Origin of the sequence: Streptomyces sp. NPDC001904 (assembly GCF_040297005.1) — a bacterium.
Classification (GTDB): Bacteria; Actinomycetota; Actinomycetes; order Streptomycetales; family Streptomycetaceae; genus Streptomyces.
Window position 1 is genome coordinate 302,281 of the sequence record NZ_JBEOYI010000002.1, and the last position, 16,980, is coordinate 319,260.

13 protein-coding genes and 1 pseudogene are annotated in these 16,980 nt (G+C 71.0%); 6 read left to right on the top strand and 8 right to left on the bottom strand.

The genetic code is table 11. From position 1 onward, the window contains the following. Positions 1 to 2 precede the first annotated feature (2 nt). The 3 genes from ABT127_RS03860 to ABT127_RS03870 all read left to right on the top strand — a co-directional run bounded on the left by ABT127_RS03860 (position 3) and on the right by ABT127_RS03870 (position 5,480). A complete protein-coding gene (locus ABT127_RS03860; RefSeq protein WP_351444309.1) occupies positions 3 to 1,214 on the top strand; it encodes an ROK family protein in 1,212 nt (403 codons plus the stop codon). A gap of 427 nt (positions 1,215 to 1,641) precedes the next feature. Further along, on the top strand, positions 1,642 to 4,359 hold the full coding sequence (gene ppdK / locus ABT127_RS03865; RefSeq protein ID WP_351444310.1) for a pyruvate, phosphate dikinase: 2,718 nt from the start codon (positions 1,642 to 1,644) through the stop codon (positions 4,357 to 4,359). Between the two features lie 200 nt (positions 4,360 to 4,559). Continuing rightward, a complete protein-coding gene (locus tag ABT127_RS03870) occupies positions 4,560 to 5,480 on the top strand; it encodes an oxidoreductase (protein WP_351444311.1) in 921 nt (306 codons plus the stop codon). A 33-nt stretch (positions 5,481 to 5,513) separates the two neighbouring features. On the opposite strand, the gene ABT127_RS03875 is transcribed toward ABT127_RS03870, so the two are convergent. The 4 genes from ABT127_RS03875 to nirB all read right to left on the bottom strand — a co-directional run bounded on the left by ABT127_RS03875 (position 5,514) and on the right by nirB (position 9,946). Next, entirely contained in the window at positions 5,514 to 6,281 is a 768-nt protein-coding gene (locus ABT127_RS03875) for an SDR family NAD(P)-dependent oxidoreductase (RefSeq protein WP_351444312.1), read from the bottom strand. A 73-nt stretch (positions 6,282 to 6,354) separates the two neighbouring features. Continuing rightward, on the bottom strand, positions 6,355 to 6,939 hold the full coding sequence (locus ABT127_RS03880; protein ID WP_351444313.1) for a TetR/AcrR family transcriptional regulator: 585 nt from the start codon (positions 6,937 to 6,939) through the stop codon (positions 6,355 to 6,357). 32 nt (positions 6,940 to 6,971) lie between these two features. Then, entirely contained in the window at positions 6,972 to 7,397 is a 426-nt protein-coding gene (gene nirD / locus ABT127_RS03885) for a nitrite reductase small subunit NirD (RefSeq protein ID WP_351444314.1), read from the bottom strand. Beyond that, positions 7,394 to 9,946, bottom strand: a complete 2,553-nt coding sequence (gene nirB, locus ABT127_RS03890) for a nitrite reductase large subunit NirB (protein WP_351444315.1) — start codon at positions 9,944 to 9,946, stop codon at positions 7,394 to 7,396. Before nirB ends, nirD begins: the two co-directional genes overlap by 4 nt. Positions 9,947 to 10,232: 286 nt before the next feature. Between nirB and ABT127_RS03895 the strand changes: the two genes are divergently transcribed. The 3 genes and pseudogenes from ABT127_RS03895 to ABT127_RS03905 form a co-directional block, all read left to right on the top strand. Then, positions 10,233 to 11,687: a ferredoxin reductase family protein gene (locus tag ABT127_RS03895; protein WP_502971622.1), complete on the top strand. Its 1,455-nt coding sequence runs from the start codon at positions 10,233 to 10,235 to the stop codon at positions 11,685 to 11,687. A gap of 286 nt (positions 11,688 to 11,973) precedes the next feature. Continuing rightward, complete coding sequence (locus ABT127_RS03900; RefSeq protein ID WP_351444317.1) at positions 11,974 to 12,759, top strand: sulfite exporter TauE/SafE family protein; 786 nt, start codon at positions 11,974 to 11,976, stop codon at positions 12,757 to 12,759. A 277-nt stretch (positions 12,760 to 13,036) separates the two neighbouring features. Then, positions 13,037 to 13,213 (top strand): annotated as a pseudogene (locus ABT127_RS03905) (tetratricopeptide repeat protein); the annotation flags it as partial. Positions 13,214 to 13,447: 234 nt separating this feature from the next. On the opposite strand, the gene ABT127_RS03910 reads toward ABT127_RS03905, so the two are convergent. The 4 genes from ABT127_RS03910 to ABT127_RS03925 form a co-directional block, all read right to left on the bottom strand. Next, entirely contained in the window at positions 13,448 to 13,993 is a 546-nt protein-coding gene (locus ABT127_RS03910; RefSeq protein WP_351444318.1) for a hypothetical protein, read from the bottom strand. Positions 13,994 to 14,031: 38 nt separating this feature from the next. After that, entirely contained in the window at positions 14,032 to 15,318 is a 1,287-nt protein-coding gene (locus ABT127_RS03915; RefSeq protein WP_351444320.1) for a DUF7224 domain-containing protein, read from the bottom strand. 53 nt (positions 15,319 to 15,371) lie between these two features. After that, the gene (locus ABT127_RS03920; RefSeq protein ID WP_351444321.1) at positions 15,372 to 16,130 is read right to left on the bottom strand and encodes an ATP-binding cassette domain-containing protein; all 759 of its coding nucleotides are present in this window, start codon (positions 16,128 to 16,130) and stop codon (positions 15,372 to 15,374) included. A gap of 108 nt (positions 16,131 to 16,238) precedes the next feature. Beyond that, positions 16,239 to 16,628 carry a hypothetical protein gene (locus ABT127_RS03925; RefSeq protein WP_351444322.1) on the bottom strand — a complete coding sequence of 130 codons (390 nt, stop codon included), beginning with the start codon at positions 16,626 to 16,628 and terminating at the stop codon, positions 16,239 to 16,241. Between the last annotated feature and the right edge of the window lie 352 nt (positions 16,629 to 16,980).

The window sequence follows — 16,980 nt, forward strand, 5'->3', positions numbered from 1 at the left end:
CGATGGCCGGGAACCAGGCGAACGCCGGGGATCTTCTGCAGCTCGTGCGCAGTGGCCGCGCGACCACGCGCGGCGCGCTCCAGGAGGCCACCGGCCTGTCCCGGGCCACCGTCGGCCAGCGCCTCGACCGGCTCTTCCGGGCCGGCTGGCTGCGCGAGGGCGCCGCGGAGGCGGTCAACTCCCCGCTGGGCGGGCGGCCTTCGATCCACCTGGAGTTCGACGACACGCACGCCGTGGTGCTCGCCGCCGCCCTCGACACCCGGCACGCCCGCGCGGCCGTCGTGACCCTGTCCGGCGCGATCCTCGCCGAGCGCACCGGCGACCTCACCGTGGACGACGGCCCGGAGACCGTCCTGTCGCAGCTCGGCGTCTGGTGCGGCGACCTGCTCAAGGAGGCCGGCCGGGACCCCGGCACGGTGTGCGGGATCGGGCTGGCCGTGCCGGGGCCGGTGGACGTCGGCAGCGGCCGCGTCATACAGCCGCCGATCATGCCGGGCTGGGACGGCTACGACATCGCGGGGCGCCTCGCCCGCGCCGCCGCCGAGCACGCGGCCACCCCGCCCGAGCTGCCGGTCCTCGTCGACAACGACGCCAACCTCATGGCGTACGGGGAGCAGCGCGCCGCGCACCCCGACTGCCGCGCCTTCGTGCTGGTCAAGGTCTCCACGGGAATCGGGGCCGGCGTCGTCGTGGACGGCGCCGTCTACCGGGGCATCGACGGCGGCGCGGGCGACATCGGCCACATCCGCGTACCCCAGGCGCCCGAGGCGGCGGCCGCGCTGTGCAAGTGCGGCTCGTACGGCTGTCTGGCCGCGGTCGCCAGCGGCCGGGCCCTGGCGCGCCGGCTCACCGAGGCCGGGGTGCCCGCCGCCTCCGGCTGGGACGTGCGGGAGCTGCTCGCCGCCGGGCATCCGGAGGCGGTCCGGCTCGCGCGGGAGGCGGGGCGGGACGTCGGCGAGGTCCTCGCCACCGTCGTCACGCTCCTCAACCCGGGCGTTCTCATGATCGCCGGAGATCTGGCCGGAACTCCCTTCCTGACGGGCGTGCGCGAACTCCTCTACCAGCGGGCGCTGCCCCGCTCGACCGCGCACCTGGACGTCGTGACGGCCCGGCTCGGCGAGCGCTCCGCGCTCATCGGAGCGGCGGCGCTGGTGGTGGAGGAGCTGTACGCCCCCGAGCGGGCGGAGCGGCGGCTCGCCGCGCTGGGCGTGTGACAGGCCCGTTTCGCCCGGCTCACCGCCCGGACCGGTGTCCGCATGCTGACATCGGAGCGTCCGCGGGGCGCCTCGAACGGCGTGATTCTCGCCACCTCTGATACCCCTTGCGCTCAGATGAGCGCGAAATCCTCGTCTGTGCTTCTTCAAGCCCTGGCACTCAGTGCCATCGCTCGATCATTTATTTCTTGAACGCATATGAGTGACCAGCGTGCTCATGTGAGCGATATTCGGGCTCTACGGGGGTTGAGTTTTCGAGACTTGAATGCGAGTGAGGTGGCTGACCTACCCGCCGGTCACTTTCGATCTCCTGGCGGACGGGTGGTTACGGCCGCATGACAGCTGAGTGGACGTACCCACAGCCCTTGGATCTGGGTATGTTCCTCGCCGTCAGGGCAGCCACCCGAGCCTCGAGGAGTCGAGACCCGTGTCGGAAAACAAGGATCCTCAGGTAGCGAAGTTCGTTTACGACTTCACCGAGGGCAACAAAGATCTCAAGGACCTCCTCGGCGGCAAGGGTGCCAACCTCGCCGAGATGACCAACCTGGGTCTTCCGGTCCCTCCGGGCTTCACCATCACCACCGAGGCCTGCAAGGTCTACCTCGACAGCGGCGAGGAGCCGGTGGCACTGCGTGACGAGGTCACCCGGCATCTCGACGCGCTCGAGGCGCAGATGGGGAAGAAGCTCGGCCAGGCCGACAACCCCCTTCTGGTGTCGGTCCGTTCGGGCGCCAAGTTCTCCATGCCCGGCATGATGGACACCGTCCTCAACATCGGTCTCTCCGACAAGTCGGTGCAGGGTCTCGCCAAGCAGGCCGGCGACGACCGCTTCGCCTGGGACTCGTACCGCCGCCTCATCCAGATGTTCGGCAAGACGGTGCTCGACGTCGACGGCGAACTCTTCGAGGAGGAGCTGGAGAAGGCCAAGCACGCCAAGAAGGTCACGGTCGACACCGACCTGGACGCGGCCGACCTGAAGAAGCTCGTCACGCGCTTCAAGAAGATCGTCAAGACCGAGGCCGGCCGGGACTTCCCGCAGGACCCGCGCGAGCAGATGGACCTGGCCATAAAGGCCGTCTTCGAGTCGTGGAACACCGACCGCGCCAAGCTCTACCGCCGCCAGGAGCGCATCCCCGGCGACCTCGGCACCGCCGTCAACGTCTGTTCGATGGTCTTCGGCAACCTCGGCCCCGACTCCGGCACGGGCGTCGCGTTCACCCGCGACCCGGCCTCCGGCCACCAGGGCGTGTACGGCGACTACCTCCAGAACGCGCAGGGCGAGGACGTCGTCGCGGGCATCCGCAACACCGTCGCGCTCGCCGAGCTCGAGGACATCGACAAGAAGTCGTACGACCAGCTCATGCAGATCATGGAGACCCTTGAGAACCACTACAAGGACCTCTGCGACATCGAGTTCACCATCGAGCGCGGGCAGCTGTGGATGCTCCAGACCCGCGTCGGCAAGCGCACCGCCGGCGCCGCCTTCCGGATCGCGACGCAGCTCGTCGACCAGGGCCTGATCGACGAGGCCGAGGCGCTCCAGCGCGTCACGGGCGCCCAGCTCGCGCAGCTGATGTTCCCGAAGTTCGACGAGGACGCGAAGGTCGAGCAGCTCGGGCGCGGCATCGCCGCGTCGCCGGGCGCCGCCGTCGGCAAGGCCGTCTTCGACTCGTACACCGCCATCAAGTGGTCGCGCTCGGGCGAGAAGGTCATCCTGATCCGCCGCGAGACCAACCCCGACGACCTCGACGGCATGATCGCCGCCGAGGGCATCCTCACCTCGCGCGGCGGCAAGACCTCGCACGCGGCCGTCGTCGCGCGCGGCATGGGCAAGACCTGTGTCTGCGGCGCCGAGGACCTGGAGGTCGACACCAAGCGCCGCCGGCTGACCGTCGGTGACGTGGTCGTCGAGGAGGGCGACGTCGTCTCCATCGACGGCTCCAGCGGCAAGGTGTACCTCGGTGAGGTGCCGGTCGTCCCGTCGCCGGTCGTCGAGTACTTCGAGGGCCGGATGCACGCCGGCGCCGACGACGCCGACGAGCTGGTCGGCGCGGTGCACCGCGTCATGGCCTACGCGGACCGGGTCCGCCGGCTGCGGGTCCGCGCCAACGCCGACAACGCCGAGGACGCGCTGCGCGCCCGCCGGTTCGGCGCCCAGGGCATCGGCCTGTGCCGTACCGAGCACATGTTCCTCGGCGAGCGCCGCGAGATGGTCGAGAAGCTGATCCTCGCCGACACCGACGTCGAGCGCGAGGAGTCGCTGAAGCAGCTCCTGCCGCTGCAGAAGCGTGACTTCGTCGAGCTGTTCGAGGCGATGGACGGTCTGCCCGTCACGATCCGCCTCCTCGACCCGCCGCTCCACGAGTTCCTGCCCGACATCACCGAACTGTCGGTGCGCGTCGCCCTCGCCGAGTCCCGCCAGGACGCCAACGAGAACGACCTGCGCCTGCTCCAGGCCGTGCACCGGCTGCACGAGTCGAACCCGATGCTGGGCCTGCGCGGCGTCCGCCTCGGCCTGGTCATCCCCGGCCTGTTCGCCATGCAGGTACGGGCCATCGCCGAGGCCGCAGCCGAGCGCAAGAACGCCAAGGGCGACCCGCGCGCCGAGGTGATGATCCCGCTCGTCGGCACCGTCCAGGAGCTGGAGATCGTCCGCGAGGAGGCCGACCGGGTCATCGCGGAGGTCGAGGCCACCAGCGGCGTCAAGCTGAAGCTCGCCATCGGCACGATGATCGAGCTGCCCCGCGCCGCGCTGACGGCGGGACAGATCGCGGAGGCCGCGGAGTTCTTCTCCTTCGGCACCAACGACCTCACGCAGACCGTCTGGGGCTTCTCCCGCGACGACGTGGAGGCCAGCTTCTTCACCGCGTACCTGGAGAAGGGCATCTTCGGGGTGTCGCCGTTCGAGACGATCGACAAGGACGGCGTGGGCTCCCTGGTCCGCAACGCCGTGGAGGCCGGCCGCGCCACGCGCCCCGACCTCAAGCTCGGCGTCTGCGGGGAGCACGGCGGCGACCCGGAGTCGGTGCACTTCTTCCACGAGGTGGGCCTGGACTACGTCTCCTGCTCGCCGTTCCGGATCCCGGTCGCCCGCCTCGAAGCGGGCCGGGCGGCCTCGACGTCGGCGGGCAGCGACCACCGCTGACGCCCGATGACAGCCGGAGCCGCCGTCGGTCCCCGACCCTCACCGATCGCGGCGGCTCCGGTGCGCAGGGCAAGGGCGGCACCCCTGTGCGGGGGGTGCCGCCCTTGCGCGTGGCCGAAGAGGCGGGGTTGAGCGGAACCCGCCCTCCCACTTAACTGTCGGGTAACCACCACCGTCGAATCCGCCCAGGGAGCACAGCCATGACCGGCTGGAACGCGCGCGACATCCCCGACCAGAGCGGCCGCACCGCCGTGGTCACCGGAGCCAACAGCGGCATCGGCTACGTCACCGCGCGGGAGCTGGCCCGCGCGGGCGCCCAGGTGGTGCTCGCCTGCCGGAACGCGCGGCTGGGCAGCGCGGCCGTGGACCGGATCCGCGACGAGGTGCCGGACGCCGCCGTCGAGTTCGGGGCCCTCGACCTCGCCGATCTGGCCTCCGTGCGCGGCTTCGCCGACGGGTGGTCCGGCCGGCCGCTCGACCTCCTGGTCAACAACGCCGGGGTCATGGCCCTGCCGTACGGCCGCACCGCCGACGGCTTCGAGACACAGTTCGGCGTCAACCACCTGGGCCACTTCGCGCTGACGGGCCTGCTGCTGCCCAGCCTCCTGGAGGCGGCCGCGCCGCGTGTCGTCTCGGTCGCCAGCGTGCTGCACACACTCGCCAACATCGACATCGGCGACCTCAACAGCGAGCGCAGCTACCGGCGTTGGGCCGCCTACGGCCGCTCCAAGACGGCCAATCTGCTGTTCGTGCACGAACTGTCCCGCCGCGCCGCCGCCAGCGGCCCGCTGGCCGTCGCCGCACATCCCGGGTACGCCGCCACGCCCCTGCACGCGCGCGGGGCGAAGATGGAGGGCCGCAGGGGCATGGAGCGCTTCTACGCGGCGGGCAACCGGCTCGTCGCCCAGTCCGCCGAGGACGGAGCGCTGCCCACGCTGTACGCGGCGACCGCGCCGGGCGTACGGCCCGACGACTTCTACGGACCCCGCGTCCTGATGTGGCGCGGGGCGCCCGCCAGGTCGTGGCGAGCGTCGTGGACCGTCAACGACGCGGCGGGGGAGCGGTTGTGGGTGGCGTCGGAGCAGTTGACCGGGGTGGTGTACGAGGGGCTGAAGGACTGACGCCGGTGTGCGCCGCCGGCGGTCGTACGGGCGTCAGGCCGCCGCCCCACCGTCGATGACCAGATCGGCGCCGACCACCGAGGCGGCGTCGTCCGAGGCGAGGTAGAGGACCGCCGCGGCGATCTCGGCGGTGGCGGAGACCCGGCCGAGCGGTGACTCGGTCTTCATCCGGACCGCCCGCTCGGCCTCCGTCTCGCCCGGCCGCAGCGACATCGAGGTGGCGGCGGCCCCCGGGCTCACCGCGTTGATCCGCACGCCGTCGGCGATGTGGTCGAGGGCGGCGCCGCGGGTGAGGGCGGAGACGGCGGCCTTGGCGGCGCCGTAGGCGGTGACGCCGGGCCGGGTGCGGTGCGGGCCGATGTTCGAGGCGATGTTGACGATCGCCCCGCCCGACTCCTGGCCGCGCATCCGGGCGACCTGGGCCTGGAGCGCGTACAGGACACCCGTGACGTTGACGTCCAGCAGCGTCTGCCAGTCCTCGGCCGGCAGCTCGGCGACGGGGGCCCCGCCGCGGAAGACGCCCGCGTTGTTCACCGCCACGTCCAGCGAGCCGAAGCGGTCGACGGCCGCGCGGACGAGGGCCCGCATGTCCTCGGCGCTGCGGACGTCGGCCGGGTGCGCGAGCGCGGTGCCGCCCGCCGCCCCGATCAGGGCGACGGTCTCCTCCAGGGGGCCGGGCGTGCGGCCCGCGACGACCACGTTCGCGCCCTCTTCGGCGAACGCCAGCGCGATCGCCCGGCCGAGGCCGGAACCGGCGCCGGTGACGAGGGCGGTCCGGCCGGAGAAGCGGGTGCGGGACATGACGTACCTCTTTCTTGAATGATCGGTTCAGTATGAGGGCAAGCGAGAAGAGGAGGGGACGGCCCTCCGGGAGTCAGTCCAGCAGTGTCAGTGCCTGCTCGGCCGCGTCGCGCACCCTGGCCGGGTCCTGTGACACCTTGCCGGTGACGCGGATGCCCTGGAGCAGGACGAGCAGCATCCGGGCGAGCGCGCGGGGGTCGCGGTCCTCGGGCAGCTCGCCCCTGGCCCGCGCGCGCAGGAGCGCCGAGTGCAGCAGTGTCTCGATCTCCTCCCAGGACCGCTCCACGCGCCGCGCGGCCTGGCTGTCGTGCGGGCCGAGCTCCGCCGCCGTGTTGGTGACGAGACAGCCCAGCAGGCGCTGTCCGCCCGTGGCGGCCTCGGCCGCGAACCGGCGCACCAGGCCGCGCACGGCCGCCAGCGGCGGACCGTCGCCCGACAGCTCGGCGACGGTCGCCGCGCCGGTGGACTCGGCGTACCGGTCCATCGCCTTCAGGTACAGCTCGTGCTTGCTGCCGAACGTCGCGTAGAGGCTCGCGCGCCCGATGCCGAGGCGGTCGACGAGGTCCGCCATCGACGTCGCCTCGTAACCGCGCGCATGGAACAGCTCCACGGCCGCCTGCAGCGCCACGTCGGGGTCGAATTCCTTGGTCCTGGCCACGAGGTGACCCTATGGCTTTCCGGAACGGGCGGTCAACTATTCCGTCCGCCGCGGGTGGCGGCACGCACCGGGTAGGACCGCACGGCGACCCCGTCGTCGTCCAGGCAGCGCCCCGTCTCCAGGTCGAAGCGCTGCTTCAGCAGCGGCGAGGCCACGAACGGACGGCCCTGTGCCGAGCCGAGCAGCCCGCGCGAGAGCACCGCCGCGCCGGTGAACGGATCGGTGTTGTCGACGGCGTGCACCCGGCCGGAGCGGTCCAGGAACACCGCCGCCTGCCGGCCGTCCGGCAGCAGGGCCGCGACACCGCGCCCCGGCGTGAGACGGGACAACTCGCACACCGTCAGCCAGTCCGCGCCGTCGTCGCTGTCGTCGCCTGCGTCGCTTGCGGTGCCTTTGCCGGACAGGCCCAGTTGCACCAGGACGGTCGTCTTCTCGGGAGCGATCGGAGCCGTGGTCATCGGACAGCCAGTCCTTCCAGGGGGATCAGGGGCAGCTCGGGCTTGATCTGGTCGCGCTCGGCCACGAAGCGGATCGTCGGGTCGGGGGTCCCCGGGGCGTTCACGAAGGACACGAAGCGGGCCAGCCGCTCGGGGTCGTCGAGGGTGTCCGCCCACTCGTCGCGGTAGTGCGCGACATGGGCCCGCATCAGGGCCTCCAGCTCGTCGCAGATGCCGAGCGAGTCGTGCACGACGACGTCCCGCACGTGGTCGAGTCCGCCCTCGATCCGCTCCAGCCACACCGAGGTGCGCTCCAGGCGGTCGGCGGTGCGGATGTAGAACATCAGGAAGCGGTCGATCAGCCGGATCAGTTCGGTGTCGCTCAAGTCCTGCGCCAGCAGATCGGCGTGACGGGGCGTCATGCCGCCGTTGCCGCCCACGTACAGGTTCCAGCCGTTGGCCGTGGCGATGACGCCGAAGTCCTTCGACTGCGCCTCGGCGCACTCGCGGGCGCACCCGGAGACCGCCGACTTCAGCTTGTGCGGGGAGCGCAGGCCCCGGTAGCGCAGCTCCAGGTCGATCGCCATCCGCACGCTGTCCTGCACCCCGTACCGGCACCAGGTCTGCCCCACGCACGACTTCACGGTGCGCAGCGACTTGCCGTACGCGTGGCCCGACTCGAAACCGGCGTCCACCAACCGCGCCCAGATCATCGGCAGTTGGTCCACCCGGGCGCCGAACAGATCGATCCGCTGCCCGCCCGTGATCTTCGTGTAGAGCCCGAAGTCGCGGGCGACCTCGCCGATCACGATCAGCTTCTCCGGAGTGATCTCGCCGCCGGGGATCCGCGGCACGACCGAGTACGAACCGTTCTTCTGGAGGTTCGCGAGGAAGTGGTCGTTGGTGTCCTGCAGAGCGGCCTGCTCGCCGTCCAGGACGTGGCCGTCCGCGCCGATCGAGGGTGCGAGCGAGGCGATGACCGATCCGACCGTCGGCTTGCAGATCTCGCAGCCGTCACCGCCGCGCGCCTCCTCCCGCCCGTACTCGTCGAGCAGCCGGGCGAAGCCGGTGATGCGCCGGACGCGCACGATCTCGTACAGCTCCTGGCGGGTGTGCCGGAAGCAGCCGCACAGCCCGCCGTCACCGCTCCTCGGCAGCAGCTGCCCGATCAGCTTGACGCAACTGCCGCACCCCGTACCGGCCTTGGTGCACTTCTTCACCTCGGGCAGGGTGGCGTGCGCGCGGACGGCGCCCTTCGTCACGTTGTGGCAGGAGCAGACGACGGCGTCGTCGGGCAGCGCCTCGGGACCGAGCTGCGCGGCCCCGCCGGACCCCGCCGGGAGCACCAGCGACTCGGGCGCGACCGGCGGCACCGTGCCGGTGAGCGCGCGCAGCGTGCCGTACGCCTCCGCGTCGCCCACCAGGATGCCGCCGAGCAGCTCGCCCCCGCCGCCGATGACGAGCTTCTTGTACGTGCCCGAGCGGGCGTCCGCGTAGACGACGTCGAGGCAGCCGTCGGCCGTGCCGTGCGCGTCGCCGAAGGAGGCCACGTCCACGCCGAGGAGCTTCAGCTTGGTCGACAGGTCGGCGCCGGTGAAGGCGGTCAGGGAGGTGCCGGAGGCGATGGCGTCGGCGGCGGTGAGCGCCATCTCGTAGCCGGGGGCGACGAGCCCGTACACCCGGCCGTCGCTCGCCAGTGCGCACTCGCCGATCGCGTAGACGTCCGGGTCGCTGGTGCGGCACTGCTCGTCGACCGCGATGCCGCCGCGCTCGCCCACCGACAGGCCCGATTCCCGCGCCAGCTGGTCGCGCGGCCGGACCCCGGCGGAGAAGACCACGAGACCGGTGGCGAGCTCCCGGCCGTCCGACAGTTTCATGCCGGTGACCCGGCCGTCCGCGTCCGTGAGGACCTCCTGGGTGCCGACCCCGGTGTGGACGTCGAGCCCCATGTCCCCGATGGTCCTCAGGAGCGCCGCGCCGCCGCCCTCGTCGACCTGTACGGGCATCAGCCGCGGTGCGAACTCCACGATGTGCGTGGCGAGTCCGAGGCCCTTCAGCGCCCCCGCCGCCTCCAGGCCGAGCAGCCCGCCGCCGACCACGGCACCGACCGTGGCGCTCTCGCGGGCGTACTCCTCGATCGCGTACAGGTCCTCGATGGTCCGGTACACGAAACAGCCGGTGGCGTCCCGGCCGGGCACCGGCGGGACGAAGGGGGCGGAGCCGGTGGCGAGGACGAGCGTGTCGTAGGCGACCGTCAGGCCGGAGCGGGCGCGCACGGTCCTGGACTCCCGGTCGACCGTCTCGGCCGGGTCCCCGACATGCAGCTCGATGCCGTGCCGCTCGATGAACTCCGGGTCCGTCATCGACAGCTCCTCGGGCGTGGTGCCCGAGAAGTAGGAGGTCAGATGGACGCGGTCGTAGGCGGGCCGGGGCTCCTCGCACAGCACGACCACCCGGTGGGACGCGGTGAGCCCGCGCTCGGCGGCCGCTTCGAGGAAGCGCTGGCCGACCATGCCGTGGCCGACGAGAACGAGGGTGGGCAGTGCCGTGTCGGCCGTGTCCGGCGCCATGTCAGAGGCCTCCGTCGTGGGTGAGCGGGTGGAGCAGCGGTGCCATGCCTGCTCCGCAGCGTGCGGCGTGGAGGTTTCTCGGCGGCGTCCCGTCAGTTTCGGCGGGGGAACGGTGGGCTCAGCGGGGTGGGGCGGACGGTGTGAGGACCTCCGCGACCAGCCCCCACGCATCCGCACCCGACGGCGAACCCCTCGCTTAACCCGTGTTCAGGCCCTCCTGAAGGGGACCTTAAGGATCTCCCCGGCGACCCTGACCAGCCGGTTTTCCGGCCCGCCGGAGCCTAGTGTGCCGGGCGTGAGCACCGAGGCCGTCGAACCCGAACTCCCCCACTACCCGGCTCTGTCGGCCTATCGCAGGCAGACCGAGGGCCCCGCGCCCGCCCGGCCCGTACCACCGCGCCCGCGCCGGGCCCCGCGCGTCCGGCCCGCCGCCCCCGTGCGGGTCACCCCGGCCGCGCTGCGGGCCGGCATCGCCACGGGCGCCGCCGCCGTGAGCCTCCTGTGGGCCGCACAGGCCTCCTTCTCGCCGCAGCTCGACGTGCTGTTCGCGAGCGGCGCCCATCTGACGGGACTGCTCGCCGGGTACGGGATCCTCGTCATGCTCCTCCTCATGGCGCGGGTCCCCGCGGTCGAGCACGGCGTCGGCGCGGACCGGCTCGCCCGCCACCACGCCCGCGGCGGCCGGCACGTCCTCACGCTCTGCGCCGCGCACGTCGTCCTCGCCCTGCTCGCCTACGCGGCCCACACCGGCGCCGACCTCGTCACCACGGCCACCGAACTGCTCGGCTACCCGGGGCTCGCCGCGGCGGCGGCCGGCACCCTGCTGTTCGTCACGGTCGGCGTGAGCAGCGCCCGCGCCGTGCGCCGCCGCGTCGGCCACGCCACCTGGCGGGGCCTGCACCTGCTCACGTACCTCGGCGCCGCCCTGGCCTTCGCCCACCAACTCGCGGGACCCGACATCGCGTCGAACCCGCTGAGCCTCGGCCTGTGGTCGCTGCTGCACGCGACCGTCGCTGTCCTGCTCGTCTGGTACCGGCTCGTCGTCCCGGTGCGGCAGGCGCTGCGGCACGGCCTGCGCGTCGTCGACGTGCGGGTCGAGGGCCCCGGCGTCGTCTCCGTACTGATGCGCGGGCGCGACCTGGGCATGCTGCGCGCCGAGCCGGGCCAGTTCTTCCGCTGGCGGTTCCTCACCCGGCGGCTGTGGGGCACCGCCCTGCCGTTCTCGCTGTCCGCGCCCGTCGACGGCGACCACGTGCGGATCACCGTGCAGGCCGTCGGGCGGCACACCCGGCGGGTACGGCGGCTGCGGCCCGGTGTACGGGTCGTCGCCACCGGCCCGTTCGGCGCGCTCACCGCCCACCGGCGCACCCGCCGCAAGGTGCTGCTGCTCGCCGGGGGAGTGGGCATCACGCCGCTGCGCGCCCTGTTCGAGACGCTGCCCGGCGCACCCGGCGACCTCACGCTCCTGTACCGCGCGAGCAACGCCGAACGGCTCATCCTGCGCGAGGAGCTGGAGTCCATCGCCGCCACCCGCCGTGCCGCCCTGCACTACCTCCTCGGCCCCTCCGACGCCGCCTTCGACCCCCTCGCCCCGCAGGCCCTGCGCGACCGCGTGCCCGGACTCGCCGACCACGACGTCTACGTGTGCGGCCCGCCCGGCATGACCGCGGCCGCGACGACGGCCCTGGCCCGCGCGGGCGTCCCGGCGGACCGCGTCCACGCCGAGTCCTTCACGTACTGACCCGCTGACCCACGCACCCGTCGACTCCCGGAGAAACCGCCCATGGGCCGCCACGCCAGTCCCGTCCGTACCTTCTACGCGCCCACGGTCCAGGCCCGCCGCAGACTCACGGCGGGGCTCACCTCGGCGAGTGCCCTGGTCGCGGCCTGTCTCGCCCTGACCGTCGACCCGGCCGCGCCGGCCGCTCCCGACCGGGCCGCCCGCCCCGGAACAGCCACCTCAGAAAAGCCTCAACTCTCCACACATTCGTGGACTGCACACGTATCCCGTCCCTAGGCTCGCGATCATGCCTGACATATCCCTGACCACCACCGTCGTCCTGTGCGTGGCCGCCCTCGCCGCCGGCTGGGTCGACGCGGTGGTCGGCGGCGGCGGTCTGCTGCTGCTCCCCGCGCTGCTGCTCGGCCTGCCGAACGCCGCGCACGCGGGCCCGTACGCGCTCGGCACCAACAAGGCCGTCGCCATCGTCGGCACCACGGGCGCCGCCGTGACCTACGCCCGCAAGGCCCCCGTCGACGTACGCCTCGCCGTCCGGATCGGCCTCGCGGCGCTGGCCGGCTCGACGGGCGGGGCGGCGCTCGCGGCGGGTCTGAGCACCGACGTCCTCAAGCCGATCGTGATGGTGGTCCTGGTCGGGGTCGGCGCCTTCGTCATTTTCCGCCCGTCGTTCGGTACGGCTCCGTCCGCGACCCCGGCCTCGGCCCGCCGGATCCTGGCCGCGATCGGCTTCGCGGGCCTCGGCATCGGCTTCTACGACGGTCTGATCGGCCCGGGCACCGGCACCTTCCTGGTCCTCGCCCTCACCGCGATCCTCCACCTCGACCTGGTGACCGCCTCCGCCACCGCCAAGATCGTCAACTGCTGCACCAACGCGGGCGCGCTCGCGATGTTCGCCTGGAAGGGCACGGTGTACTGGCAGCTGGCCGCACTGATGGCCGTGTTCAACCTGGCCGGCGGCATGGTCGGCGCGCACACGGCGCTGAAGCGCGGCGCCGGGTTCGTGCGCATCGTGCTGCTCACGGTGGTGTGCGCGCTGGTGGTGAAGATGGCGTACGAGCAGTGGGTGGCCTGAAGCGGTGACGCGGGGGCGGCCGGCCCGGCCCGGGGTGCGGGACTGCCGATCGTCATGATTGCGGCAGCGGCGGTGACGGACAGCTTCACGCCCGGGCGCGAACGCTACGACGCGTTCCTCTACGTCGTGCCCGGTCTCGCGGCCGTGTCCTGGGGCATCGCGGCCACGCTCGCCTCGGGGCGGCGGCGACCGTGGTGTTCCTCCTGCTGGAGGCGGAGCGCGGGGTGGCGTTCATGCCGGCGGCCTCGCGGTGGTCGTCCTCATGCTGGTCATCAGCGCCGTCGTCGCCTGGACGCAGGCGCTGGTCCTGATGGAGGGCATGACCTCCGACCGCACCCGTAAGGCGATCACCTCGATCCGCTCCACCCTCGCGGTCTACCAGCGACGCGGGGTACCCGGCGCCGCCGATCTCGCCCGCCGCGCCCGTGAAGCCCTCGCCTCACATGCCCAATGACCCATCCGACGACGGGAATTCCCGTGCCCCAGCAGACCGACGACGAGCCAAGTTCGCCCAGGGGATGAACCTGAGAACCGCGAAGGATCTCGCGCAGGCCGCAGACGGCGGTACGGCACGGGGGGCGTCCAGGGCCCAGCCGTCCGCCTCCGTGCGTCCCGGCCTGGGGGGCTTCCTCGCACAGCACCGGGTGGGGGACGGCCAGAATCCTCGGGCTTCAGCCCGAGGGGCATGTCAACCCGGTAGCTGTCGGCGGTACGACATCGCGATCAGACCGGCAGCGAAACTGGCCGCCGCCACGACAGCCGCCACGACGCTGGTGGACTCCATCAGGAGAACCGCCCACGGGTAGGGCCTCTGGTCTCCCGCCAGGCCGGTGACAATGCTGACCATCACGAACATGGTCGCCGCCGCGCCACCGGCGATCGGGCCGTACCGGCTGTGTACGAGGAGAGCGAGGCCCAGCACCATGACGGTGTTTCGTCCGCCCGCCACCGCTGTCGGCATGTCCAGGAACTCCCCGAGTGCAAACCCCAGTCCCGCCGCGCTCACCCCCAGGAGAAGGAGAGCCAGCCGGTCAATGACGGTGACCGCTCGCGCCGCTGTGGATTCGGTGGCGATGAGGCGCCGGCTCATGCAGTACGTCGTCGGGATGCACAGGATGAGCGGAACGAAGTTCATCAGCTTGATCGAGAAGTTGCCCTGCGCGGCGATCTGGGGAACCTTCGCCACGTCGTCGCGCACGAGTACAAGGAGGAGCATCCAGGCGAACAGCGCCACAGGCAGCACCCAGATTCTTCGTGCGCGCGCCCAGAGGGTCAACGGTTCACCCCTGGTGCCATGTCCGCCGGATCCTCCAACCGCGGGCCCAGCGCTCGGCCCCGCTCGTTCTCGGCCTTGGCGCCCGCCCGGGCCTTCTCGTGGACTTGCTCGTCGCAGGACTTGAGGTAACTCAACTGCTGCTTGTACCAGGCGTACTGCTTCGCCTTGGGGAGACTGCGCACCCAGCGTGCCCGGTACACACCGCTGGGTCCGTAGCTGCGGGCGGCCTCTGCCTCCGACATACCAACCGTCAGGCCGATCCAGGCGGAAGCGGCTCCGCGCCCTGGATAAACGTAGTCATCAGGAAGATCCGGGCAGTCGTGGAGCCCTGTCGGAACCAAGGCGCTGACGTAGAAGGCCCGGCTGCGGTGACGGGTCACCGGCTTCTGGAGGAAGGTTCGCCAGGTGCCGCGTGCCAACGGTAGATCCTCCGAGACGAAGGCCAGCTTCTGGGGTGGGGTGAACCCGACCTCTCGTAGGCGGGGCAGCGCTTGTTGAGCGGAGCGGTGCAGCGTGGAGATGTCGCCGGCGAACTCGCCGGGCACACAGATCACCGGGGCAGTTCCCTCACACGTCGTTGCCCACGTGCGGGGAACGGTGGGGTCGGCGTAGCGCGGGGCGTCACTCACCAGAGGATAGGACGCTCCGAAGCCCGCGAGGACGCAGCAGGCCATGGCGGCGGCGCGCAGCGCAGGACGTGAGAACAGGCTGAGCGCGACAAGACCGAGCAGCAGCCCGAGAGCCAGGATCGCCGGTGCCATGAGGTAGGAGCGGTCCACGACATCCGTATAGGTCGGAGTGCTCTGGTCGAATCCGGACATCGCCCGCAGCCAAGGGATACCCAGCGTATAGGCGACGAAGACCCACAGTGCCGTGATCACCACCGCAAGGGGGCGGGCGACAACGGGCGGAAGACAGAGCCCGAGGACGAAGCCGACTGCTACTGCGCTGAAGGGGATCGCGAGACTCCGGACCATGGGAACGGTGTCGTGGAGCCCTGGTACGGGGCCTCCCAGATAGCTGATCACCAACAGGAAGGACGCCACCCAGCTGATGACCACCAGGGCCAGGGTGGGGGCCATCGCATCGACGAATACTCGCAGCAGGTGGCGGCTGGACGGGGCGGCTGTGATCCGAGCCTGGCGAAGCCTCCCTGCATCCCAGGCGGCCACCAAGGCGATTCCCAGCGCGGCGATCCGCAGGGCCACCGAGACCACGACGAGGGAATCCTCACCGGTGAACGGCGTGGGCTGGTAGGCGGTGAAGTATATCGCCAGGGCCACCGTCGGGGCTCCGAGCCCGATGGCGGCCGAGTGTCGGGCGAAGGGGAATCGGTTCACCACGAGATCGCCCCGTCTATCTCGGTGAACGCCTGATAAGCGGAGGTGGCCCGCTGCTCGTCGGATGTCGCCGTCGCGCTCGCGTGGGAAAGGAAGTCCAGCACCGTTCCCGAGAAGCGCACCTGACCGTCCAACAGAACCACGACCGAGTCGTACGAGTTGGCGATGTCCGAGGTGTCATGGGTGGAGAGGACGATGTGCACATCCTTCGACAGATCGGCGAGAATCTGGTGGAAGACCTGCCGCTGACGCGGATCCATGCCCGCTGTCGGCTCATCGAGGAGAAGGACCTCTGCGTCATGCACCAGGGCCTGCGCCACTGCGACGCGCCGCTGCTGCCCCCCGGAGAGTTCCTGGACCTTGTCATCCGCCCGATCGGCCAACTCCACGCGGTCCAGGGCTCGGCGAGCCTCACGCCACGCCTCGCGCCGGGTCATCCCCTTGAGCCAACCGGAATACGCGACCTGACCCCGGGCCGTGAGCCCCGGCACCTGCTCCACCTGCTGAGGCATCCATGCCACACGCCTACGGAACGTGGGCAGCGCGCGACGTCGGCCGGTGCTCAGGTCGCCATAGGTGACGGAACCGGAATCGGGACGCAACGCAGATGCGCACAAGCCCAACAGGGTACTTTTTCCTGCTCCGTTCGGCCCCAGGAGCACGGTCCGCCCGTGCGGCAGCGTATAGCTGAGATCACGCAGCACCGGGCGTCTACGCCGATAGGAGAAGGAACACTCGAACATCGAAATGGGCATGCGACACCTTGGTGTTTCAGCGTGGGGGTGCCTCTGTCTGTTTCATCAAGAGGCTGGTGGAGACCTGCGTTTCAGGTCTCCACCCAGAAATTCAGAATCCAGTGTCGCCTAGAACGACATACGGGTCTGATCGACGCTGATCGTCGGGCCGACTATCGAACTGCCATCGACCTCGGTGATGCGGAAGTAGTAGTCGTGGCCCTCTTCTCCGGCACCCCACTCGCCAGACGACGTTCCACCGTTGAAGCACGCCGTGTACGTCTTTTCGTCGTATCCGGTGTCGGGTCCGATGACTTCACGACGCAGCTGAACGGTCACACTTCTACCGGCGTATGTATGACATCCGGTGAAGTCCACCTTGTTCGGGCCGGTGCCGCCGTCATCTTCCACGGAATGCGAGTTGAAGCCGGCGACTCCACCCGTGATGTACGAGTACTTCACGATGGCCCAAGCGGGGCTCGCGAGGGCCAATGGAAGGGTCGAGATGGAAGCGATCATTCCGATTCGCTTCCAGGTGCTAGGGGTTCCGAGCTTACGCACAGTTGTACCTCTCGTCTGAAATCGCGGGCGCGCGTGCGCATCACGAGATGAATTGAGTGAAGGCCGCCGTGGTGGGAATTCCCTGCGGGCGGGGCTGATGGTACATCAACAACGTTGGTCTGTACCGCAGTTGATTTCTCGTTGCGATGTGTCTTGTTTTGCATGATTCTGGTGGTCTTCGCGGGAATCTGCGACGTGGGCCTCTCCCGCTACCTGTTTCCCGCGCGACCGACGAGGCCACCGAAGAACTCGATGCCTGGGCCGGCCCTGGTCGCGTCGCCCTTCGTGTGGCCGAGGCTGGAGTCGACGT